At 36.0% G+C, this 21,194-nt stretch carries 27 protein-coding genes and 1 other RNA gene; 19 read left to right on the top strand and 9 right to left on the bottom strand.

The features are described from left to right. Positions 1-96 precede the first annotated feature (96 nt). Positions 97-561, top strand: coding sequence for a GNAT family N-acetyltransferase (locus Q0371_RS16390; protein ID WP_298472999.1), 465 nt, complete (start codon positions 97-99; stop codon positions 559-561). A gap of 190 nt (positions 562-751) precedes the next feature. On the opposite strand, the gene Q0371_RS16395 is transcribed toward Q0371_RS16390, so the two are convergent. Then, on the bottom strand, positions 752-1,309 hold the full coding sequence (locus Q0371_RS16395; RefSeq protein WP_298473002.1) for a hypothetical protein: 558 nt from the start codon (positions 1,307-1,309) through the stop codon (positions 752-754). A 150-nt stretch (positions 1,310-1,459) separates the two neighbouring features. On the opposite strand from Q0371_RS16395, the gene ssrS reads away from it, so the two are divergent. Next, positions 1,460-1,643, top strand: a non-coding RNA gene (ssrS, locus tag Q0371_RS16400) — 6S RNA. Positions 1,644-1,995: 352 nt separating this feature from the next. Here ssrS and Q0371_RS16405 read toward each other — a convergent pair. Continuing rightward, positions 1,996-2,727: a hypothetical protein gene (locus Q0371_RS16405; RefSeq protein ID WP_298473004.1), complete on the bottom strand. Its 732-nt coding sequence runs from the start codon at positions 2,725-2,727 to the stop codon at positions 1,996-1,998. A gap of 672 nt (positions 2,728-3,399) precedes the next feature. Here Q0371_RS16405 and Q0371_RS16410 point away from each other — a divergent pair. The 11 genes from Q0371_RS16410 to Q0371_RS16460 all read left to right on the top strand — a co-directional run bounded on the left by Q0371_RS16410 (position 3,400) and on the right by Q0371_RS16460 (position 10,344). Continuing rightward, entirely contained in the window at positions 3,400-3,834 is a 435-nt protein-coding gene (locus tag Q0371_RS16410) for a hypothetical protein (protein ID WP_298473006.1), read from the top strand. Positions 3,835-3,908: 74 nt separating this feature from the next. Beyond that, positions 3,909-4,313: a hypothetical protein gene (locus Q0371_RS16415; RefSeq protein WP_298473009.1), complete on the top strand. Its 405-nt coding sequence runs from the start codon at positions 3,909-3,911 to the stop codon at positions 4,311-4,313. A gap of 57 nt (positions 4,314-4,370) precedes the next feature. Continuing rightward, a complete protein-coding gene (locus Q0371_RS16420) occupies positions 4,371-4,571 on the top strand; it encodes a hypothetical protein (RefSeq protein WP_298473011.1) in 201 nt (66 codons plus the stop codon). A gap of 170 nt (positions 4,572-4,741) precedes the next feature. Beyond that, positions 4,742-4,954, top strand: a complete 213-nt coding sequence (locus Q0371_RS16425) for a hypothetical protein (RefSeq protein ID WP_298473014.1) — start codon at positions 4,742-4,744, stop codon at positions 4,952-4,954. A 445-nt stretch (positions 4,955-5,399) separates the two neighbouring features. Beyond that, positions 5,400-5,567: an aspartyl-phosphate phosphatase Spo0E family protein gene (locus tag Q0371_RS16430; protein WP_298473016.1), complete on the top strand. Its 168-nt coding sequence runs from the start codon at positions 5,400-5,402 to the stop codon at positions 5,565-5,567. A 381-nt stretch (positions 5,568-5,948) separates the two neighbouring features. Further along, positions 5,949-6,689, top strand: a complete 741-nt coding sequence (locus Q0371_RS16435; protein ID WP_298473019.1) for a hypothetical protein — start codon at positions 5,949-5,951, stop codon at positions 6,687-6,689. Further along, the gene (locus tag Q0371_RS16440) at positions 6,682-7,170 is read left to right on the top strand and encodes a DUF6516 family protein (RefSeq protein WP_298473022.1); all 489 of its coding nucleotides are present in this window, start codon (positions 6,682-6,684) and stop codon (positions 7,168-7,170) included. The genes Q0371_RS16435 and Q0371_RS16440 overlap by 8 nt, the downstream gene beginning before the upstream one ends. A gap of 144 nt (positions 7,171-7,314) precedes the next feature. Then, positions 7,315-7,551, top strand: a complete 237-nt coding sequence (locus tag Q0371_RS16445) for a phage terminase small subunit-related protein (protein WP_298473025.1) — start codon at positions 7,315-7,317, stop codon at positions 7,549-7,551. Beyond that, a complete protein-coding gene (locus tag Q0371_RS16450) occupies positions 7,541-7,888 on the top strand; it encodes a hypothetical protein (protein ID WP_298473028.1) in 348 nt (115 codons plus the stop codon). The genes Q0371_RS16445 and Q0371_RS16450 overlap by 11 nt, the downstream gene beginning before the upstream one ends. Before the next feature lie 497 nt (positions 7,889-8,385). Beyond that, positions 8,386-9,597 (top strand): MobV family relaxase, encoded by a 1,212-nt coding sequence (mobV, locus tag Q0371_RS16455; RefSeq protein ID WP_298473031.1) that lies wholly within the window; start codon positions 8,386-8,388, stop codon positions 9,595-9,597. Positions 9,598-9,837: 240 nt separating this feature from the next. Next, positions 9,838-10,344 (top strand): hypothetical protein, encoded by a 507-nt coding sequence (locus Q0371_RS16460; RefSeq protein ID WP_298473034.1) that lies wholly within the window; start codon positions 9,838-9,840, stop codon positions 10,342-10,344. A gap of 202 nt (positions 10,345-10,546) precedes the next feature. On the opposite strand, the gene Q0371_RS16465 is transcribed toward Q0371_RS16460, so the two are convergent. From Q0371_RS16465 to Q0371_RS16480, 4 genes are all read right to left on the bottom strand, one after another. Beyond that, positions 10,547-10,924: a hypothetical protein gene (locus Q0371_RS16465; protein WP_298473036.1), complete on the bottom strand. Its 378-nt coding sequence runs from the start codon at positions 10,922-10,924 to the stop codon at positions 10,547-10,549. 53 nt (positions 10,925-10,977) lie between these two features. Next, positions 10,978-11,613: a hypothetical protein gene (locus Q0371_RS16470; RefSeq protein ID WP_298473039.1), complete on the bottom strand. Its 636-nt coding sequence runs from the start codon at positions 11,611-11,613 to the stop codon at positions 10,978-10,980. A 1,319-nt stretch (positions 11,614-12,932) separates the two neighbouring features. Further along, positions 12,933-13,319 carry a hypothetical protein gene (locus Q0371_RS16475; RefSeq protein WP_298473042.1) on the bottom strand — a complete coding sequence of 129 codons (387 nt, stop codon included), beginning with the start codon at positions 13,317-13,319 and terminating at the stop codon, positions 12,933-12,935. Between the two features lie 99 nt (positions 13,320-13,418). Beyond that, positions 13,419-13,955, bottom strand: a complete 537-nt coding sequence (locus Q0371_RS16480) for a hypothetical protein (protein ID WP_298473045.1) — start codon at positions 13,953-13,955, stop codon at positions 13,419-13,421. Between the two features lie 634 nt (positions 13,956-14,589). Between Q0371_RS16480 and Q0371_RS16485 the strand changes: the two genes are divergently transcribed. From Q0371_RS16485 to Q0371_RS16500, 4 genes are all read left to right on the top strand, one after another. Beyond that, positions 14,590-14,868, top strand: coding sequence for a hypothetical protein (locus Q0371_RS16485; RefSeq protein WP_148359633.1), 279 nt, complete (start codon positions 14,590-14,592; stop codon positions 14,866-14,868). Between the two features lie 137 nt (positions 14,869-15,005). Continuing rightward, positions 15,006-15,620 carry a hypothetical protein gene (locus Q0371_RS16490; RefSeq protein WP_298473054.1) on the top strand — a complete coding sequence of 205 codons (615 nt, stop codon included), beginning with the start codon at positions 15,006-15,008 and terminating at the stop codon, positions 15,618-15,620. A gap of 566 nt (positions 15,621-16,186) precedes the next feature. Further along, entirely contained in the window at positions 16,187-16,303 is a 117-nt protein-coding gene (locus tag Q0371_RS16495) for a YjcZ family sporulation protein (RefSeq protein WP_298473057.1), read from the top strand. A gap of 314 nt (positions 16,304-16,617) precedes the next feature. Continuing rightward, positions 16,618-17,187: a recombinase family protein gene (locus Q0371_RS16500; protein ID WP_298473060.1), complete on the top strand. Its 570-nt coding sequence runs from the start codon at positions 16,618-16,620 to the stop codon at positions 17,185-17,187. Between the two features lie 987 nt (positions 17,188-18,174). Here the strand turns inward: Q0371_RS16500 and Q0371_RS16505 are convergent. Both Q0371_RS16505 and Q0371_RS19240 read right to left on the bottom strand, forming a co-directional pair. Further along, positions 18,175-18,507 (bottom strand): hypothetical protein, encoded by a 333-nt coding sequence (locus Q0371_RS16505; protein WP_298473063.1) that lies wholly within the window; start codon positions 18,505-18,507, stop codon positions 18,175-18,177. Between the two features lie 668 nt (positions 18,508-19,175). Next, a complete protein-coding gene (locus tag Q0371_RS19240) occupies positions 19,176-19,679 on the bottom strand; it encodes a DUF4183 domain-containing protein (protein ID WP_366518610.1) in 504 nt (167 codons plus the stop codon). A gap of 97 nt (positions 19,680-19,776) precedes the next feature. Here Q0371_RS19240 and Q0371_RS19245 point away from each other — a divergent pair, with 97 nt between their 5' ends. Both Q0371_RS19245 and Q0371_RS16515 read left to right on the top strand, forming a co-directional pair. Continuing rightward, positions 19,777-19,995, top strand: a complete 219-nt coding sequence (locus Q0371_RS19245) for a hypothetical protein (RefSeq protein ID WP_366518611.1) — start codon at positions 19,777-19,779, stop codon at positions 19,993-19,995. Between the two features lie 63 nt (positions 19,996-20,058). Continuing rightward, positions 20,059-20,322, top strand: coding sequence for a hypothetical protein (locus Q0371_RS16515; protein WP_298473069.1), 264 nt, complete (start codon positions 20,059-20,061; stop codon positions 20,320-20,322). Between the two features lie 154 nt (positions 20,323-20,476). On the opposite strand, the gene Q0371_RS16520 is transcribed toward Q0371_RS16515, so the two are convergent. Then, positions 20,477-20,761, bottom strand: coding sequence for a DUF4183 domain-containing protein (locus Q0371_RS16520; protein WP_298473071.1), 285 nt, complete (start codon positions 20,759-20,761; stop codon positions 20,477-20,479). Between the last annotated feature and the right edge of the window lie 433 nt (positions 20,762-21,194).

Raw genomic sequence — 21,194 nt, forward strand, 5'->3', positions numbered from 1 at the left:
GTGAGCAGAGGGAAAGACAGAGGGATAGATTTTGAAAGATAATAAAATTTCTCTTAAAAAGAATTTAAGTATCTAAATGAGTAAGGAGCGTTGCACTTGGAATTTTTACCGATTGAAGTAGAAAAGCATCGTAAATATGTCATTCCTTTTCGTAGAGATTCTTTTATTGTTAGTTTTGGAACAGATAAAGACTTCGGAACTGAAGAGGATTACCTCACCTGGATTGAAAACCAATCAGCAAAATACCCCGAAGGTTTTGTAATAGTAGTAGAAAACGGCATACCAATTGGTCAACTGGAGCTTACATTACGACAGTACGAAGGGAACGAGATTGGTTATGTAAATCTATATTATCTAATTCCTGAAAAACGTGGGGCTGGTTTAGGGAGGAATCTACATGAGTATGCTTTAAAGTTTTTTCAAAACAAGGGAGTAACTGAGTATCATCTTCGTGTTTCACCAAGTAACAAGCAAGCAATTACCTATTATAAAAAAAACGGAATGCTAGAACTTAAATCTGAGTTAGGTGGGAAGGTAATTAGAATGAAAGGTACAATTTAACTTTCACTCTCTCAGTTTTTGAGGGTTTTTGTTTTTGGTTTTGAACTTAAAAAATCCCCGGTTTTTTGGGGGATTTTTTTGTGTTTTTCTTATCTTGATACATATAGAAACAATGTCATTTTCAAAAACAGGCTTGAATCCTTGATATGACTGGCTTGAATGACACTCAGATACAGGTCAAATATGAAAATTATTGTGATCCTCTCTTTATGATTTCATTCACTATTTCCGATACCGTCCGTTTTTCTCTAATAGACTTGATCTTTAATTCATCATGAAGCTGTTCTTCAATTTCATAAGTTACCTTTTTCATAGCCGGTTTACTGGTTTTATTCTTGGTTTGTTGGATTGTTGGTTTTCCAACTTGTTTATTTATTTGTTTATTTATTTGTTTATTGGTTGGATTATTTATTTGTTTGTTTATTGGATTACCAACTTGTTTATTTTCTGGTTCATTGGAAAGTTGGGAACTTGGGTTAATTACAACCGTGGCTTTTTCTAATGTTGCAGAAACCTCTTTTTTGGCACTATTAACCCCTCGTTTGCTTGGTGTTGAGTACTCATAAATAGATTGTTCTAACACGCTAGATTTACCATCAAAATGCCACCCACGTTTGCCACTGATTGAATAGCAACCAGCTTTTTTAAGTGCTTCAACTGTTCTCTTTTCACCTATATCCAAACTGTCTTTAGCAATGTCAGCTAGTTTCTTGCTTTGGGTTAACTCTAGTAATTCAGATATTTTCATAAGATCACCTCGGTTAATTATTCGCCTCAGCTTTTGCTATTCCCTTCCAAATTGGAGTTTATCTTGTTTAGCCGTGTAGTAATCTCCATATGTACCAATTCGGGCAACAACTACCATTGAACTCAACCCTTAATTAAAGTACTATATGAATACAAGCTGCATTGTACGTAACGATATAAAGTTTTACCTTTAAGCTGTAATAGGGAGTTTTAAATTGAAACAGGAATGTTATGCCTAGTCACTGGCTTGGACAACAGAATTGTTTTTGCGAACACCCACTTTGAGAAGTGGTGGTTAAAACTTTCTTCTATTCTACGGCAATGGCGGCTTACATAATTATACTTTAATCGAAACAGATTCCTTTTGGGATCTGTTTTTTTGTATAATCTTCATGCCCAATTCTTGCCCCAATTGATGAATAGTATCCGATTTAGTGGGGATATTACTAAGTGAAAAGTAGCTACCTTGCCTCTGAGTCCAACCTTAAAAAAGTTGTCAGAGGTTATTCTTCGTTATGGCTGCCTTTCTTTCTGTCCTGTTGAAGGTTTAATACTCAGGTTTGGTGGTATATTATGGATAACCAACCCGATTATTCCCCTTTCCCCTGTTTAATTGCAGGGGTTTTTGTCGTTATGGCTCTGCAAGGATGACTACATGATATAGTTCACCTTTGACCTCTTTTCCCCCTACATTTCTAACCAGTTAACCAATGGTACGTCCTTGATTGGATTTAAAAATTGACGTGCTTTATCCTCACGTTTCTTTCTAATAGCCTTTTGACGGTTGTTTTCCATATGTAAAGCCTGACTTTCCAGTGACCTGAAAACTCTATCAACGTAACTGGATAGGTATGTAATGGTTGAACCTTCTTTGATAGCATCTTGTACTCTATTGAAAACTGCCTTCATTATCTGACTATCGCTTATATTATTACTTTCTTGTTTTGTATTACTAGATTCTAAAGGAACAATAGATTCCCTTTCATTATCCGGCTGTTCATCCTTACTCTCACATGGCTTGACGCTGTTCTCACAATACGTCAAAATTCTCTTTTTCAATACATCAATTGTGTTGAAGACAAACACATTATGACCCTTTCCACCCTTACGTTTAACAGTGTTCTTCACGGTCAATATACCGAAATCCTTCGCCTTCCTTAGCATACGTTCAAAGGTGGAACGACTGATACCGAATCCATTTAATTTTTCATTGATTGTTTTCAATAACGTTCCGATTTTAGCATTAGCAACACCAAAATACTTCGCAGAGTAACGTACTAGGCGTTTAAATGCTACCAGTTCGCCTTTAGTAAAGTCTTTCTTATGGTCTGCTAGGAACATTTCAATAGTGGTATTGAAGGATTTCAAACTATCAAATTGGCTATATTCTTTAAAGTTCTCAATTCTTCCAGATAACATGGTATGGTATTTCCTCCTTAGAGGACAATAAAAAAGACACTGATCCCGATAAAGATTAAGGGAAACAGCGTCTTTTAAATGTGGTCTAATGAAAGAAACAACATTTTTTCCTTGAAACTAACAATAAAATACACTAAAATGAATGTACTAATATGTTAGTTACAAAGAACTTCGACAAGTGTTTTCCCTAGCGCAATTAGGGGGAACGGTTTAAGGGGACTGCAATCCCACTTAGACACGTTGGAGTTCTTTTTTACGTCCGTATTTGTTTGGTTAATTATCCAACAATTGCTACCAAAAAACAAGTAAATTCGATAGTTTATCAGTATTTACGCTATACCGTAAAACAAAGTGGCTGTAAGGCAATCCAAGTTATCTGGCGTAGGTGGGGCCGATACTAGGAAGAAGGCATAGGAAATATCCTTTTTTATGCAGTCGAGAGGTTTCTTCAGAAGTCAAAAACCTTGATATCCAACGATGTATAAAAATATACATAAACAATAAAAACAAAAGATATTAAACCCCTTGAGGCCTAATGGGTTTTTAGCATACATGCTTAGGAAGAAAAAAATATAAAATACATCATTGTAGGAGCAGCTTTAAGCTGCTCCTTTTATTGAAACATCATTCTGTATATTTTCATAAGGTATATATAGAATGGGGTGAAATAGAGTGAATGAACAAATGGAAAATGAAAAGGAAAATGAAAAGGAAAGCAAGGAAAATAGTGATACTGAAAATAAGGAATTGGTTTTACAACTTGAAAAACAAATTTCTATTGCAAGCTGGATTCAATTTATTGGTCAAACAATAGAGGCGATAAATTTATCCAAGATTATGCTGATTAGTGAAGAAGTCAGAATGGATGCAAATGAAAGACAAATATTATTGGGAGCGTGGTTGCAATCCATTGGACAATTCTTAATAGGGATTGGTGTTACCAAACAAGTCTCAGCAAGTCCAGAAACTGTTCCATTAGAAGCACAAGAAATCACAAATATCGGTGACTGGATAAAAACACTCGGTTCAACAGTTGAAGCAGAAGCTAGTCGACAAATAATTATTGAGGAAAAAAAGAAATTGGAACCACCTATTTTAATTCAATAAAAAATATTTTCTAAAATTTATAAGGTTCATTACAAAATAGTTTAAAAAGTTAAATAATGATTGAAGGGATTATCATGAAAAATCAGATTGTTGAATATGGTCAAACATTGAAAAACATTGGTGAAGCTATAACTCAAACCTCGGAAGATTTAAATATTTCATTTAAAGAAGATTCTGAAGTGCTTTTAGTTAAATTGGAACATGATGTATTGTTTCATGAAAGAATTACGGATACTTTAGAATCAGTATCTCCTCCAAAAATCTTAGAAAAAGACCATATTAAATTAGTAAATGTATTCAAAGATGTAGTTGAAGATAAAAAAAATTTAATTCAATGTATTAAATTAAGGTCCAGTACTATAAATGATATCGAATTTTATAATGTGTTGAAAGACCTTAAAAGTAAAGATGCTATTGTTCTGAATATCTTAAAATCAGTGATACTAAAATTGCTTAATAATTTAAAAATAAAGTATTAGCCTAAGAAAATAATAGTTAGATGAATATACATGAAAAAAGAGGAGGGGTATACATGCATGAAAGAAGAATATTTCTACGCCCTCTGTTTGGAAGACCATTTTGGGGTGGCTTTAGTCCCTACTTCCCGCATCCATATTATGGACATCATTATTATGGATATGGTTATGGTTATCCTCTATATTACCCGCACTATTAGAGGTGCTACCAATAAAAAAAGTTCCCTCATTTTTGTAGAAGGAACTTTTTTTATTGGATGATGCAAGGGATTCGGCCCATATAACTAATAATCTTCCTTAACTAACCATTAGGTACAAAACACTTCCTAGCTTATATCAAATGTGTATTTTACCGTTTTTCTAATTCGGATGGGATTGGTAAAAGGGTAAAGTATGCCTTTTTCTTTGTCTTCCGGAAAGGAAGAACAGTCATGTTGGTAGCAGGCAGGATCAAAAATTTTAAAGACTACAGCAAGTTTAGCAGCATAAAAGAATTTAACAACATTGAAATGTTCCTAGCCGAACATAAGAAAAATTTCACCAAAGGGGAAATAGTCGTTGCTCTATTGATGAGCAAAGGCTACTTTTTTGACGAGTTTGATCTTTTTAATCTTTTCTCTTACTTTCCATCAAAAAGTTCGTAAAAGTAGACTTTCTCGAACGGTGGAGTTTCTTCTCAAAACAACCGTTATTCGCGTTCGTTAAAACGTGAAAACACTTTACGAACGTCCCTGAACTTCCATGGACTTTTACGGACGTCCTGAACGCATTATTTGTTTCAAGATATGCTAAATATCTTTGAATAATTCTAGATGTCAGTCCTCTTTTTCTGTATAAGATTATATTTTTATCTAACGGGTGCGTTACTTACAGATCGGGGCTGCCAACGGGCGGCTCTTTTTGTTATTGAACTAAAGGGGCAGGATAGTTCAATAAGGGTAGTGTATTAAGAACTGTGACGTACTCCAGTGTAATTTTATGTCGATTTCCCTACTTTATTTAGCAAGTTAAGAGAAAACCTTTTATAAATTACATAAATGCAATATACTTCTAAAATCGAGATTGTTTGCCTGAAAAGGAGTATTTATTATGTGCGAAATAAAATTGTATAGGGAGTTAGAATTAAATATAAAGGAACTAAGAAAAATTCTTATAGAAACTGGCATTAAGAAAGGTCTAAATCATCAGGAAACACTTAAATATAGTCAGAAGCTAGACAAGTTGATTTTTAAGCAATCCCTAATAAGTAAGCAATAAATACTTAAAGATTTACCAAACACAGCAATCAATGATCATCATTATCGAACGAATTACCATTTTTATCTCCCCTTTATGTCGCAGTTTGTGTCAACTCTACAATAAGTCTTCTTTATAGAACTAACAGGCGCGTTAGCGCCATAAGAAGGCCACCAATTGGCGGCCTTTTGAACGTATGATTCTATACATTATCGTACATTAGAATTAACGAAAAAATTAAAGGTGATTCTTTAAGGAATCACCTTTTTTATATCTCATGGGAGCTCATGTTTTTCATACATGGATTTTGAAACGAATAAAAAGGGGAAAAAATGAGTATAATGAAACGAAAATGTAATTTCGTTTCATATAATGTTAAAATAGAGGAAAGGAGGGATAGACTTGATTTCTTTTAAAAATAAAAATGCCACCTCATCAGATTTCCAAGAAGAATTTAGTATCAAATTGGTTAATAAGCTAAGTCAGCACCCTGATATAAGCGCTGTTGAATTAGTTACAAACTACGCCTATGCGATGCAAATGAAATATCATTCGTATCTTATTAGTATAACTCCGAACAAAGACACTGTTTTTATTCAAGAAAACGCTCTATATAGTAAATGGACAGAAGAATTAAATAACGTCCTGGCTGATACTAAACTTCCTCTTATCGAATCTTTTGCTAAGGCTAAATACGCTTTAGACCAAATGTTCCTAATCATCACTGAAAAAGGAAAACTTGATTACCTTTACCATAAAAACGCATTGATTGCTTCACAACACCTTCAAAAGCTTTTAAATATTTCTAAAGCTACCCTCAGTCGGTATGTAACTGTTGGTATGGAAAAGGTTCCGGACGTAGGCCATCGTTGCTATCCTTACCATAATTGTTTCTATTGGAGTAAGGGTGTTTGGGCATCACGAATACAAGTTTTGTATCAAACTTATCGATTACGTAATCGTACAAAAGAAGATGTAATCCAAGAACTACAGGCTGAAATTAAGGAATTTCAAAACAATTACCAAGGAACATTCGAAGAGATTTTTGGAGATGTAAGAGACCCGTATGAATTAGACGAACCCGATGATTATTTTGATTGGCGAGACGCTCTTGAAGAATTGAACAAAAAACAACATGAGTAGACAAAAGCAAATAGATAGGGTCCAATTTTTTGGAGACCTTTTTGTAGCAAACCCACAACTCTTTAATCACAATAAGATACCTGAAATCAAGGCAAAAGGAGAAGAAAGAGTTGTTGCTACCTTGCCACTAAATAATCATGATATCTACGGGGAAACGGTACTATTTATAAATGAAAAATACAATAAATTTGGCGATATCGAAGAATATCGATATGCCTGGGAATATCCCAACATAAAAGGAAAATACAAAAAGAGCAAACACGAAAGACATATTACTTCTTTCGATAAGCAATGGCATCCAGAGCCACCTAGAAATGTTGATACAGACCCTTATCATCATCATAATGAGCCTGGTGATACGGTTCCAAGAACAGAAACCAGCATAGAAAAACTGGAAGATTTCCTTCCTATTCTTGTGGACTATATCAATTCACACAAGCAATTCATACCATCACATACATTTTATGATGCGGATCTATAATTAAAGAAAGAAGCACCCTTACTTCAAAGGTAAGGGTGCTTCTTTCTTACCTGCTGCTATTCTTTGGTTTGTGAATAAATGTTCCTTTTTACTTGAAGGATATCGCCTATGTGTTGTTTAATTTATTATTAGAGGTGATGATATGTGGACGATACAAAAGAATTAGACATAGAAGATTATAAACAACTAAAAACTACTGATATTGCTAAAAATTTAGATATTGCTGAATCAACAGTTCGAAAATATGCCCAAGTTTTAGAAAAACAAGGGTATCAATTCAGAAAAGATCCGACACTAGGACGTATATATACCTCATTCGATGAACTTGCTGTTAATGAATTAATCAAAAGATGCCAAAATAGGATTAGATATGGCGGCTGAGATAGTGGCAACACGTAGAAGTAATGAAAATAAAAACATAGCGCCGATACACCCTGTGCAACCATTGAAAGAACAGGATTTTTCAACCAAGGATATGAAATCTTTATTGCACGATATGCAATATATAAAAGAAAATCAAGTTTCTAAGGGCCAAGTTAATTACGTAATTGAGTCGGTAGAGAAGGTATTAGATACTAATAAGGATCTACAAAGAGAAAACGATATTTTGAAAGGGAAATTAGATACAATGCTTGAAACTCAACAAAAAATGTATGAAATAATGGATAAGGCACAAAAAGAAAAAAAGGATGGAATCTGGAAACGTATATTTGGTTAATAAACTTCTAAAAAACACCCTACCAAAATTCGGTTAGGGTGTTTTTTGTGTGACTCTGCTTCCGGTAAGGTGCTTTATGTAAACTACTGTAAAATGGAAAAAGGGTTCTTATCTAATTTTAGATAAGAACCCTTTTCTATTTGGCGTCTGTCAACGGTACCGGACCGAAGGGAGGATAAGGAGTTGATAGACTCACTTCACCAAGACCCTCTTGGTGTCTCAAAAGGTGTTGCCTTTTGAGCTGCCTACCGGCGAGGGCGCCCCCAAGAATTGGGGGTTGGGGGTTGATGTTTTTATGGCGATCCAACGTGCTACGTTGGCTAGGTGTGGGCGAGAGCCCGCGGTCTTGTTTTTTCCATGCTTTAGCATGGTTTCGGCGTACCGAAACCGCCTCGCAGAGCTTACCACTTTGGTACAAAGTGTAGTAAGCTCCACTTTACAAATAAAGTTCTTTCTCGGACAATGAATAGAGGGAGAAATATTTGGGGGTGGTCTTGATGAGTTTTGCGGTCATACATATGAAAAAATTTAAGAGTGCGGACGTCAAAGGCATGCAGATTCATAATCAACGAGAAAAAGAGAGTCAGACGAATATGGACATTGATAAGGAGCGTTCTTCGTTGAATTATGATTTGTTGAATAACGCTCCGATCGATTATGACGAGCGCATTCAACAAGAAATTGATGAACGCTATACTGGCGAACGAGCAATACGGAAAGATGCGGTCAAATTATGCTCTTTTGTCGTCACGTCAGACAAAGCTTTTTTCGATGGTCTAGATCCACAAGAAGAAAAACGATTCTTTGAAGAAAGCGTGAAGTTTCTCCAGGATCGTTATGGTGAAAAAAATATGGTGTATGCGGTTGTACATAAAGACGAAAAAACGCCACATATGCATGTGGGGATGGTTCCGATTACTTCGGAAGGTAAATTGGCAGCCAAACAGTTTTTTGGTAAAAAAACAGAACTGCAGCAACTTCAAGATAAATTTCATGAGCATGTGACGAAAAAGGGATTTGATTTAGAGCGTGGCGTTTCTAGTGACCGAAAGCATATAGAAGCCCAGCGATTCAAAGCGTTAAGCGTAAAGGAAGAAGTAAAATCATTAGAAAATGAATTGAAAGAAAAGCTAGAAGATAAAAAATCACTGGAGAAGTCCATTAAGGACGTAGAGGGTCGCTTAAGCGACCTAGGAAAGTCTTTAGATCATGTTAAAAAAGTAGATGAGGTGGAAGTAAAAGAGAAGGGTGGCTTAGTTCGCTCTAGAACGGTCGAATTAGCCCAAGAAGACTTTGAGGGCATTAAAACCCTAGCGAAAGTTTCGGAGAGTCTTAAAATCAAATCTGAGCAGTTTGAGGGCTATTGGATTCAAGAAGTGCAAAAAAATGATCGATTAAAAGATGAAAATAGCATGTTGAAAAAAGAGAATGACCGTTTGAGAGATGAAAACAAAGAATTGGTTAGAGAAAATACTTTTTTAACCCGTACCCTTGAGAAGGTAAAAAGCTATTACAAAGATAAAGTAAAGGACTTCAGTCATCATGTTGGGACTTTTAAAGCCCAAGTCTTAGATAAAATGGGAGAACGATTATTAAAAAAACATTTTACCGATGAGCAAGAAGTAAAAGGCGTGCAAACATTTTTGAAAGTAAAAGAAAATGAAAAAGTGATGAACAGAAAAGAAAGAAGGATGGATTTCGAGAGATAGAAATTATGGCCACCAAGTTTCGACGAATATATCAATATACTTTTTGGAGGTGTTGGATATGGAGATTTGTTGTGGAGAGTGTCACGTTGAATTAAAGAGTGATGATTATGTCACATTAGATGAATTTAGCACGCTGAGGCACACATATTGCGGTTATGATCTTATTGCCGAGCTGATCAAAGACATCGGGACTTATCGAAATATCAAAACAAAGTATTGGTTTTCCCGTGAGCGTACTAAATGAAAATCGGTGAAATCTTGGAGTTAATTAAAACTGATACACCAGCGAATATTGCCAAAAGGGCTGATGTTCATCTTTCAGAAAAACTACTAAGGAAAGCATTGAATAAAGCTGGTTATGAGTATAGAAATTCAGGAAAAAAAGGCTGGTATTTCGTTGGTGAAGGTGACAAGGAAACGGTACAAGAGCAGCTTATTTATGACTTTGCAACAGCAGGAAAAGCAAAGGCGAACGTTTCAACTAATGTGAATAAAGAACCTATTAACGATACCAACCAACGTTCAAACGTTGGCATAAAACGTGGTAAAGAACAAGTCAAACAAGCGAACGAACAATCAGCACCAACCATAGAACGAACCAACGTTATAAGAAAACGTTCTTCATTCGATATGGATGTTGAACTTATGAAGGAACTAAAAATACAAGCAATCATTCATGATAGGACGGTTTATGAACTAGTTGAAAGTGCCGTAAGGCACTATTTAGCTGAATTAAAGGGAAAATGACGGAAAGGAGTGCTTCTATAGTATTTTTGAGTCCTATCATCAAACACAAAAAGCCCCCCAAAAAAACGGGGGCTTTTTGTGTTTTTTCTTATCTTGATACATATAGCAACTTTACCCTGCAGCCTATCGGTTCGATCTTTACCATCCTTCATTTTAGCCTTTACGAATCAATCCAGGTCCTTTTTTTCATTCAGTTAGTGAATTAATCATAAAAGATTAAATGCATATCACTGTTAGTCCTTGATTTCGCAAAAAATTCTGCTTCATTTCCTCCATCAACAAGGTTACCAATACCCCGGAAAATACCACATTCGCCTCGATCTAAATATCTTACCCCTACATAATCATTATAACTGTCAGGATCATACTCCCATAATTCAACTTTTAACTTACCAGCTGGACCCACGTAAGAATCCCGACAAATCTTATAATCACCACCAGTAGAGGCAAACTGATCACTTTCAGCACCATTAGAATAAAGAGATTGTTCTCCTAAATAATCCCATCCACTTGCAAATGTAGAAGAAGGGAACAACAACGCAGCGACCAATGCCACAGCACTCATTTTAAACATTTTCATGCTCATTCCTCCTCACCCGTTTTGACTTGAAACACATTATTCTCCATATAATTTTAATCAATATTTTTTATATTATCATCTATCCAAAGATTCACTTTTTCATGAAGCGTTTTTGTAGTATCCACTACTTCATGCGCTACATATGAAATTAGAGAAAAAAGTGAAATGTGCTCGTCATTCAGTTTTGAAATGTATTTCTGAATCATCTTTAAACTTTTAAGCCTTCCCGGATCAAGTAAACTAATTACCTCTGAATCCACCATTTGTGTAAAGACGTCTCGATTTCTAATACCAGCAATCAACAGCATAGTTGTGGCTAAACTAACACTACAATCCATGGAATAGGCCAAGCCTGAAATTCTTTCATGTTCGCAAGCTTTGAATCTTAAATGTAACCTTTCCTTCTGAATGATATTTCTCTTCTGAATTACCTCTGCTTCAAGGTCACCCCTAAAAATCGTATTATCGTGCCTGTAGTCTCTTTTGAAATACATGGACAAGCTATCAATACATTCCCTGGAATTGATAGCTGCCATTATTATTTTTTCCCCTATATCCTTTATAGGCTGATTCAAAATGTACGATAAGTTATGTACACATTCATTTAAAGCAGCCGAAACAGTTGGTTTAATATCTCTTTTCTTGTCAGATCTGACTTTTCTTTTTGTTATCTGACTTCCCTCTTTCATAAGTCCTTCCCCCTCCCAAAAGTGAAAATACCCTATGTACACTATCCATATGAACCTGAAATAAGAAATATTCCAGTAGAAAGGGAGATGTTTAATAATTCTGAATTTAGACCATACTTGTACAATCAAAATATATATAAAGGAGTATGGATCATGGCTAAACAAAAAGTGAACATGACTAAAGAAGAAGGCAAAGAATTATTAAAGAAAATTCTTGTTCATTCCGAAAAAAAGGGAATCCCAACTTTCCCTAAAAAGAAAAAAGCCTGAAGCATTTTCACTCCAGGCTATCTTTCACCAAACTATGGAACCTTATATAGTAAATATAAGCTTATGTAGTCGTAATGCCTAACCTCCGTTATCTTAACAGCAATTCTTTCAACTATTTAGCTGATTATGCTTGACGGGTCTTAGGTTTTTTGACTTGCTGAAGTGAAGCATTGAAACGGCTGGAAGGCAGTCTTATCCCCTATGCTGAAAGAAAGCTAAAAAAAGCAATCTAACAGAATAGGAGGGATAAGCGTCTAAAGTTACTTGCGTCAGTTCGCAATGTATCCGTATGTATAGACCCTATTCACTCAACAGTTTTCACCGTACACGCCCTTTACCTAAAGGCTTGTCCTCTACATAAAGCCACCCCTATGCGACAAGCTGAACGTGTTCCCTAGCACCGTAATGCTAATGGCTACCACCCGAACCTTTTAAGGTAGTTCTCACCTTCCCTCAACAGATGAATAGGAATCCATTGAGGGTTGCCCACTTTGTAAGAGTATACTAGGTACTCTCTGCACGAACGTAGGCTATCCAATCAGTATTTTATAGAGGTTTACAGGCAATTCCTCTTTGAACAGACAACAAAAAGACGCTACCTCAATAACCTGTTCGTGCTACAAGTTAAAGAGATAACGCCTTTTGTTAAACTTTGTCCGATTATGTATGAAAGATACTAGCATTTACTAGTTGAAACAAGTGGACGTAGAGTTTATAATAGGTGTATCAAAATTAGTCCTGTGGCTTCAGGGCTAAAACTTTAACCAGTGGTGCAACACTAGGTTAATTTGAAAGTCATTTCCGTTAGAGGGTGCAACCTTTAACATCAGGAAATGGCTTTTTATTTTGTCCGTTCGTATTAAGTTATCTATAATTCTAACTCTATCAGTATGGTAAAGCAACCATAAATTGACTAGGTTCTACAAGGTTCTGTTGCTGATCTAGAGATGACGTTCCACCTGGTTTAGATAACAAACAAAAGAAAGTTCTAGCTTTAATAAAAAAAGGTAATTCAGTTTTTTCCATTTGACAAATATTCAAATGGCAGATTATCCAAATAGACGTTTTAATCGTTTCAAAAAACCTTTTTCATTTGTTTTTTCGATTCCTGAAGCAATTTGGAGAGAATTTTTCTCAATCTCTTGTACGACTTGCTTTTTAATTTCTTTTCTTTCTTGTAATAGAGCCATTTTTACTGCTTCATTCACAGCATTTTCAAAACGATCTTGCATCACAGTAGACATCTCTTTAGTTAGGTCATTTTTAAATTGTTCCATGATTTCACTTTGCTTATTGGAGAGTTCTTGAATCAATTCTTTTTTGAAATTTTGCATCTGTTTTTCTTGCGTTATCAGTGCGTTCTCTCCCTGTGAAACGCTAGGCGTTATTTCGGGGTTTTTTATGTGTTGCAATGGAAAGTTATTTGTACTACCCACCACTTAACCTATTTCTAAAGTGGAGGCTTCTCGTTTATTTATGATAAAAAGCCTTCTCTAAACTAGAGAAGGCTTTTCTAATGAAGTCAAAAAACTACCTCACGGGCCTGTTGGCGTAGTAGGAAGAGTGAAAGTTGGTGGATTAGTCGGTAAGTCACAACGACGGTCATTTACGTCGCAAATGCCACCCTTTGAATCTACAATAACTGGGCGAGTCACTGTGATGGTAGTGCGTAGTATAACCTTGACTAGAATGCCTGTGACAACGGTAGTAGCTGATGCGACGACTGGTACTCCCGGTTGACCAAAGGTCCCTTCTACTATAAGTGGGGATTCTGTTACCGTATCCTCTGGACAGGCTCCGGGGCAATCCGTGTGCTCCTGGAATTTTAAACTCGTTGTAAATGTGAATGTTGTAGGAACGAGTGGGGTTCCAAACAAAGCTACTACTGAAATAGTTACAGGAACAAGCCCTATGTTCACGACTTTGTCCCTAATGAGTGTTGATTTATGGACAATACCAGCTGGATTCGGTACAACAGTTATAGAAAGAATAGTAGCATCACTTGGCAGAGGAGTAGTACCAGATAAAAACACACCATTAGGAAATGTTCCTTCTGCAACCTTTTGTACCATTTTTGAGCATACCACTGAATTAACTACAATACAGTCGCTGTTCAATTTTACATCTTTTTTGATACTTCTAAAGTTGCAATCGCAATCAGACTTATCATGATGCCCACAAGACTTACAAGAATCTTTATGGTCAAATTTTGACTTATGGTCATGACGTTCAAATTTTCCCTTATCATTCTTATTCCAGTTATTCCAGTGACCTGAACAATTTCCCATATAATCATAATCCTTTCTTGTAACTTTATTTGAATATGAAGTTTTATATTTTCATAATCGTCGTTACAAGTTATCGTATTAAATAAAATCAACGATTGCTTGGACAAGTAACCTATGTATCTGAATAAATGGAGTTTTTTTTATCCAGTTTATTTTGTGATTTAGGATTCATTTAATGAACTATTAGTCAATCCTAACTAGAACGGGACTTCACAGACTTTCTTCCACCTTAAATGGACGGCCTAACAGCCGTTCTTTTTTATGCCTTCTTTCATGAACTACTTGTTAGGGATAGGGGGGGGATGAACGGTAACCCAAGCCAAGGCAATTACAGATTCATAAAATAAAGATAACTAAGGGACAAACCACTTGCTTGATCGCTGGTGGTCTTTTTTTACTTTGAAGAGGTGGCTGTGAGATGGAAAAAGAAGAAGGCTACACAAACGTGATGAAAATGCCCTTAGCTAGTGAAGGTGGCAACAAAGCTTTTTACCACTACCAAAAATCAACTATAAGAAACTGCAAAGTTACTTTTATGGATGGTTCTAGCTATTGGCAAAAGATGATTACTGATGATAAGCGTCTATCGATTAAATCCGAACCAAATAAATTGTATTTGGACGAACAATGCAGCGTTTTAGCTGATGTGACTAGAAAAAAGAAAATACAGGAATGTAAGCGAATGGGGTTAATTTAAAGCGTACCAGCCTAAAATATGGTGCGAGGGCATTTTGTAAATATCGGAGGGAATTCACACCAGAGTGTAGAATAGGTGAATTAAAAGTGATACCAGTGTGAAAAGCGTGTGATACCAGTGTGAAAGGAATGTGAATCATGAAAATCAAGGAAATACTGGACGACCTATTGATAACGGGAAATACCATAGCCAAGATCGCAAAAGAGAAAGTTCGTATTGGTGAGAAGAAGTTAAAAGAAGCTTTACAAAATGCTGGATACGAGTATCGAAACTCTGGTCAAAAGGGCTGGTACTATGTAGGTGAAGGGGAAGAACCTCTTTATACATCAGTGTTTGAGTTCATCCAATCGAATAATAGTCACCCTAAGGTGAAACAGACTACACCTATACATGCATTCAATGTGAATCAAATTTCACACGACACGAAAAAGGATTCACATCCTATTCCCCTTGATGTGAATAGCTTACGAGCTCAAGATAAAAGTTCGATTAACACAGAATTCACACCAGAAGAAAGAGCGATTCTTAGAGATTTAATAAGAGGATATGTTCTTACCGACCAGCAAGATAGTCATGGAGATGACTTGTATCAAAGGGTAATGACATTAGAAAAAGGCAAAAAGGTACGGAAGACAATCGTCATAAATGAGGAAGTTGGGGCTTTGCTGGATAGCTTCGCAGACCAACAGAAATTCAATAAATCCGATCTTATTGAAATTGCTATCCTCGATTTGGTTAAAAAGTACAAATAAGTGCCCTTCTCTAATACATGCTGCTACTTTCTTAGAACACTTGGGGCATGTCAGTATCTCCACCTTATCTTCCATAACAGAAAAACGAGAAACTACTCCAAACAGTGTTGGACAATTTTCACATAAATAAGTATAGACACCTTCTACAATCTATAAGGCGCCAATCTTGATATATAAGGTTCTTAAAACCCTTTAAAAGGCCCATTTTGCCGTTTTTAATTTTTTATTAGTTTTAATACTCGAAAAAAATTTAAACACCTGTAAAGGACGTTTAAAAGTTATAATATATAGAATTAGCCTGGAGCGAAAACGCTTCAGGCTTTCTTTTTGTTGTTTTTATCGTTTGCGTTCGTAAAAGTATATTTTTACGAACTTTTTTTGATTGTTACTTCTTTAAAATAGACGCTGTTAAACAATGCTTTTGATTTTTCTTCTTCAACTGATATTGCCATGCTGCAACCGATTCTGCAGCATTCCCATATTTCGTGGTTGGGTCATTTTACTAATTAGAGCATACGATGATATAACCCATTTATTCCTCCTTAAAAATAAGGAGATGTTTCTATATGTCAAGTTGTGAACATGATTTTGACCACGGATTTGGTGGAGGTTTCGCCTTCATAGTCGTTTTGTTTATACTCTTAATCATTGTTGGAGCTAGCTGTTTCGGTGGCGGTTTCTGATGAAATTAGTTTGAAAAAACCGACCTTTATTGGTCGGTTTTTTCAAATTTGCAGACACTTTTGTGTCTACTACATTCATGCTCTCAACTTATTCAATCTCACGTACACGTTCGTAAAAGTCTGTTTTGAGTTTACGAACGTTCGCTGGTTGTTATGTACCTTTACGAACGTGTCTAAAAGTTACAAGTTCTAGAGACTTGAAAAAACACCTTAATTACCCCTCAAAATAACCATTTTCAATGTCCGCAAGTTAGTCTAGAATTAAATTACAGAAGTTAATTAACTTTTAGACAGATGGAATGAGGTTATACATAATGGCTATTATTGGATATGGACGTGTTTCAACTAAAGATCAGGACTTGGCTTTACAGGAAGAGAAGTTAAAAGAGTATGGTTGCGAGAAGATATTCATGGAAAAACAAAGTGGTGCTAAATCTGACAGGAAAGAACTTGCTAAGGCGTTGGACTATTTAAGGGAAGGTGACAAGCTGGTTGTTTACAAGTTGGATAGATTAGCACGTTCCACCTTTGACCTACAAAAGATTGCTAAGGATTTAGAAGAACGTGGAATAGCTTTAGTATTCATCAAAGAACAGATTGATTTTAGTACACCATCAGGAAAGCTAATGTTTACTATGCTGGGGGCTATTGCTGAGTTTGAACGTGATTTAATCAAAGATAGAACCACTGAGGGACGTGAAAGGGCTAAGGCACAAGGTAAACATATGGGACGTAAAGGGAAGGACGAGAAGGACGTTAAGAAGGCGTTAAAGCTGTATGATGAAAGAGAATCAAACGGTTTAAGCGTTAATGATATAGCTAAAATGACTGGCGTTCCACGTTCCACTATTTACGCTAAAGTGAAAGAGATGACTAGCAAATAGCTAATCGTCTTTTTTCTTAATGAACTATAGGGTGCGTTAGTTCATTAGGAATAAGTAAAAAAGTCGATTCCAACGTAGAGGAGATCGGCTTTTTAGGTAGTTATGAAAATGTTTACTTTTAACCGGATGTTTTGAATCATAACCTAAGCAAGTTGGTACAACCTTCATAAAATATAATAAAACAGTCATGAAGGAGAGACATTTTGATGAAACACAAGTCTATCTTGAAAAAACTTCTAAAACTCATTTTAATAAGTTCATTACATCCATCCAATTCAAATGAATCAGGTGCACAAAGCAACAAGAAAAAGAAAAAGGGATGCGGATGCTGTTAATATCGCCATTCTAATGTAGAGGTCTTAAATATTTTTTTAAGGTCTTTTTTTAGGATCTTTTCTCATAGAGAATACTTTTTTATCAATATATAAGTCGTATAAGGTCCAGGACGTTAACAAAACCCCCTAAGTTCACCCCCTAATACTAGCACCTTCGTATGACCCATCCTAGGGCCTGTACAACTGCACTACGCGTAACAGCATACGGCATACAGCAAGACTACTTATCATAGGGGGTATGGACAAGGGTTAGGATATGATATGGCCACATACTCCAATCAGTGCACCTATCATCACAAAGATATTGACCATCACATACCATTGTACTCAATCCACGTACAGTGCAGGAGACGAAAAGAGTAAATAGAACTTCTAAATCCTTTAAAAACAACGATTTGAATGTACGATTTTTTCTCATTTTTAAGTTTAAAGAGAAAAAATGAAAAAAAACAATGAAATCAAGGGTTTGAATGTACGAAAATTTCAATTATCATACATTCAAATTCAAGTAAAAAAAATCCTTTATTCAGCTAAGGGGGCAGAATATCCCTATAAAAATATTGATTATACTTAGATTAAATAAAAAAAGCCCGATCAATAAAAAAAAGTACCTTGATCAAGTATTGGATCAAAGCACTTTCCATTTAACAAACTACCAATTAGTCATCATCGCAGTGTTTCTTCTTACTACAAAAAGCAATGTTATGGTCATCATCGCAGCGTTTCTTCTTACTACAAAAAGCAATGTTATGGTCATCATCGAAGTGTTTCTTCTTCTTACAACAAACAAAGTGCTGGTCATCATCGCAGCGTTTCTTTTTCTTACAACAAACAAAGTGCTGGTCATCATCGCAGCGTTTCTTTTTCTCACAACAAACAAAGTGCTGGTCATCATCGCAACGTTTCTTTTTCTCACAACAAACAAAGTGATGGTCATCATCGCAACGTTTCTTTTTCTCACAACAAACAAAGTGATGGTTATCATCGCAGCGTTTCTTTTTCTTACAACAAACAAAGTGATGGTCGGCATCTACAAAAGGTTTACAATGTGGAATAGGATTAAAAGGGTTTATTTTAATCACCTCTTTTTTTATTTTCGAGTTATTTTATTCATTAATAGAAAAACTGCTTGTACAATATAGTACAGACAGTGAAAATAGGAATGTTCATAGCTATTGTTAGTGCTATGGTGGTAACGTCAACAAAGGTAATTGGCATCTTAACTTTTTACGGGGTCATGATATATCTATTGATTAGACGAGAAATTAAAAAAAGACCCTTTTATAGGGTCTTTTTTTATGAGACTTTTTTTTACGGACTATAGGACACGATAGAAGGTCCCTATATAAGACGTAAAAAAAATACCCGAAGTTTTAAATACCTTCTAAATACTCGCACCTTCGTATGGCCCACCCTATAAAAGTTAACCACATCAAAACCCCTTCTTAATGTACGATTCTTTACATTATCATACATTCAAAATACCTTGCCATTGATGGAGAGCAAATTTTTTTTTATCGTTTGCATGATGAATCACCCAGAGGTCGCTACGAGTGGAGAATCCGTCACCTTGCAGGAAGATAAAAGTAGTTGTATATGTACAGAAGCTACTCCCTTTGTTGGTAAAGAGAACAGCCCAAAAAATTAAGCTCATTAATTAATAATAATAAATTGAAGAGTAATTGGTACCCCATCCTGGGGGGCTCCATCTAACAAAGTTAATTTTCCTTCTTCCACTTTGTAAGTAGTTTGAGGCTGAATAATACCATTTATAAATAAATTAATATAGGAAACATCGTTTGGTGATAATATCTGAGTTGTTCCGTATTGTGGTAAGCCATCAGCGTTTGTGTATACAAGCTTTTGATTTTCAGAAAAAGTAAAATACAATAAATTAGTTACAGTAGGCGGCGGCGGACAGTCCATAATAGTAATGGAAGTAGGAGCGTTTGTACCAAAAGAAGGAAGGAAAGCCGTTATGTTTGCTGTACCTGGCGTGTTATTAGCTGTAAATACTACGTTAAAGTTTCCTGATGCGTCTGTTGTAGTCGAGGGTTGATTGAAGAAACCAAGATTATTGGGGTTTACTTGAAATAGTACGGTTACCCCTTGGGCAGGACTCCCATTTACTAACACTTGACCCGAAATATTCGACATGTTGGGGGGGCCAGGCGGTCCTGGGTTGGTTGTACATATGGGATTTTGAGCAGCATTAAAATTAATGATAGTGGCGGTAGGTAGAGAACAGTCGTTAATGGTAATTGGGATGCTAGCGATTGTTCCAGGACAGTCTGGTAGTGTTGCGATAATCGATCCTGTTCCCGGTCCGTTTGTTGCGATAAATACACCGGTAAAATTACCTGTCGCATTGGTAATCGTCGCAGCGGGGATGAGGATACCAAGAGAAGGGTTGCTTACGGAAAGTCTTACAATCACCCCTGCTTCAGCAGGACTCCCGTTTACGAACACTTGACCCGAAATAAATCCCGTGTTATTTCCTTGGTCTGAAGTACATACCATATTGGGAACAGCAGTCATGGTAATAGTTGCTGTGGGATTACATAGACTTGAGCACGAGTATCGTGAAGGTAAATATTGTGAACATGACGGGAGACAACAACAAGGAATAGAGCCACAAATGAGACAACAACAAGAATTAAAGCAACAACAGAGGCTAGAACAACCACTATTTCTATTTCGATATGAAGACAAAAAATCAGCCTCCTTTTTTTCCAATATACTACATCTATATCAAAATCTAGCGATTTTGCTTGTATGCCTGTCCTTGTTTGTTCCCTGAAAACTAAAAATGTATATTACCAATTTCTTATTACGGTTTTTCCCCTATAAGGTGAATAAAGAAAAACCTGCTCATACACATACAATGAATAAAATGCCGATAATTCCCCTGATAATTACCAGCATTTCATTTTAGCAAATCAAATAGAATAGAATTAGTTGACTACTACTTCAACAAGGATTGGAAGCTCATCATCAAGTACATCGCCACCCGGAATAGTTATAGTAGTATTAGTAAGGGTTGAGATATTGGCGTTTTGAGGCTGACCGTTTATATATAAAACATAATAAGCAAATGACCCTGGGAATGCTGTAGCAAGTGCACCAGTGTCATCCGTAAGGGCTGTTGCTGCAATTGCAAACGTCGCACCTGTACCTGTACCAGCTCCTATTGTGCCACTAAACTTTCTAGAAGCCATAAAGGGTTTAATTATTGGCATTTATATTCACTCCTTTCTTTTTCAAATGTACGAGGTTTTTTCCAGACAGTCCCTAAGAGCTTGTCCATCCCCCAGTTAATCATCTTATTTCCATACTTCTAATGAGGAACGGCAAATAATTGTCAAATTAGGGGTTCCGGTATAAAAACGCTAAAATGTTTTAATACGTTGTTCGTTTCTTCTTCGGTAAGGTATATTGGGCGAAAAAACTCCGTAAAATAGTTTACTAAGATACATTCAGTCTAAGGAGAAGGAACAGAATGAGTCGCGATACGTGTGAGGTTGACATAACTCATCTTTTGGGAATTAAAAAAGTACCTTGATCAAGTACGGATCAAAGCATTTTCCATTTAACAAACTACCAATTATTCATCATCACAGTGTTTCTTCTTACTACAAAAAGCAATGTTATGGTCATCATCGCAGCGTTTCT

The sequence above is a fragment of the uncultured Psychrobacillus sp. genome (assembly GCF_938022135.1).
In the GTDB taxonomy this organism is placed as follows: Bacteria; Bacillota; Bacilli; order Bacillales_A; family Planococcaceae; genus Psychrobacillus.

Bases quoted from the DNA above. Each gene is read 5' to 3' on its own strand.
- Q0371_RS16495 (WP_298473057.1), top strand. From the start codon at position 16,187: ATGTCAAGTTGTGAACATGATTTTGACCACGGATTTGGTGGAGGTTTC.
- Q0371_RS16520 (WP_298473071.1), bottom strand. From the start codon at position 20,761: ATGCCAATAATTAAACCCTTTATGGCTTCTAGAAAGTTTAGTGGCACA.
- Q0371_RS16485 (WP_148359633.1), top strand. From the start codon at position 14,590: ATGGAAAAAGAAGAAGGCTACACAAACGTGATGAAAATGCCCTTAGCT.
- Q0371_RS16425 (WP_298473014.1), top strand. From the start codon at position 4,742: ATGTTGGTAGCAGGCAGGATCAAAAATTTTAAAGACTACAGCAAGTTT.
- Q0371_RS16405 (WP_298473004.1), bottom strand. From the start codon at position 2,727: ATGTTATCTGGAAGAATTGAGAACTTTAAAGAATATAGCCAATTTGAT.
- Q0371_RS16420 (WP_298473011.1), top strand. From the start codon at position 4,371: ATGAAAGAAGAATATTTCTACGCCCTCTGTTTGGAAGACCATTTTGGG.
- Q0371_RS19240 (WP_366518610.1), bottom strand. From the start codon at position 19,679: ATGTCGAATATTTCGGGTCAAGTGTTAGTAAATGGGAGTCCTGCCCAA.
- Q0371_RS16415 (WP_298473009.1), top strand. From the start codon at position 3,909: ATGAAAAATCAGATTGTTGAATATGGTCAAACATTGAAAAACATTGGT.
- Q0371_RS19245 (WP_366518611.1), top strand. From the start codon at position 19,777: ATGGTAATTGGGATGCTAGCGATTGTTCCAGGACAGTCTGGTAGTGTT.
- mobV (WP_298473031.1), top strand. From the start codon at position 8,386: ATGAGTTTTGCGGTCATACATATGAAAAAATTTAAGAGTGCGGACGTC.
- Q0371_RS16470 (WP_298473039.1), bottom strand. From the start codon at position 11,613: ATGAAAGAGGGAAGTCAGATAACAAAAAGAAAAGTCAGATCTGACAAG.
- Q0371_RS16480 (WP_298473045.1), bottom strand. From the start codon at position 13,955: ATGGTACAAAAGGTTGCAGAAGGAACATTTCCTAATGGTGTGTTTTTA.
- Q0371_RS16450 (WP_298473028.1), top strand. From the start codon at position 7,541: ATGGCGGCTGAGATAGTGGCAACACGTAGAAGTAATGAAAATAAAAAC.
- Q0371_RS16505 (WP_298473063.1), bottom strand. From the start codon at position 18,507: ATGATAACCATCACTTTGTTTGTTGTGAGAAAAAGAAACGTTGCGATG.
- Q0371_RS16430 (WP_298473016.1), top strand. From the start codon at position 5,400: ATGTGCGAAATAAAATTGTATAGGGAGTTAGAATTAAATATAAAGGAA.
- Q0371_RS16465 (WP_298473036.1), bottom strand. From the start codon at position 10,924: ATGAAAATGTTTAAAATGAGTGCTGTGGCATTGGTCGCTGCGTTGTTG.
- Q0371_RS16500 (WP_298473060.1), top strand. From the start codon at position 16,618: ATGGCTATTATTGGATATGGACGTGTTTCAACTAAAGATCAGGACTTG.
- Q0371_RS16440 (WP_298473022.1), top strand. From the start codon at position 6,682: ATGAGTAGACAAAAGCAAATAGATAGGGTCCAATTTTTTGGAGACCTT.
- Q0371_RS16490 (WP_298473054.1), top strand. From the start codon at position 15,006: ATGAAAATCAAGGAAATACTGGACGACCTATTGATAACGGGAAATACC.
- Q0371_RS16460 (WP_298473034.1), top strand. From the start codon at position 9,838: ATGAAAATCGGTGAAATCTTGGAGTTAATTAAAACTGATACACCAGCG.
- Q0371_RS16395 (WP_298473002.1), bottom strand. From the start codon at position 1,309: ATGAAAATATCTGAATTACTAGAGTTAACCCAAAGCAAGAAACTAGCT.
- Q0371_RS16515 (WP_298473069.1), top strand. From the start codon at position 20,059: ATGGTAATAGTTGCTGTGGGATTACATAGACTTGAGCACGAGTATCGT.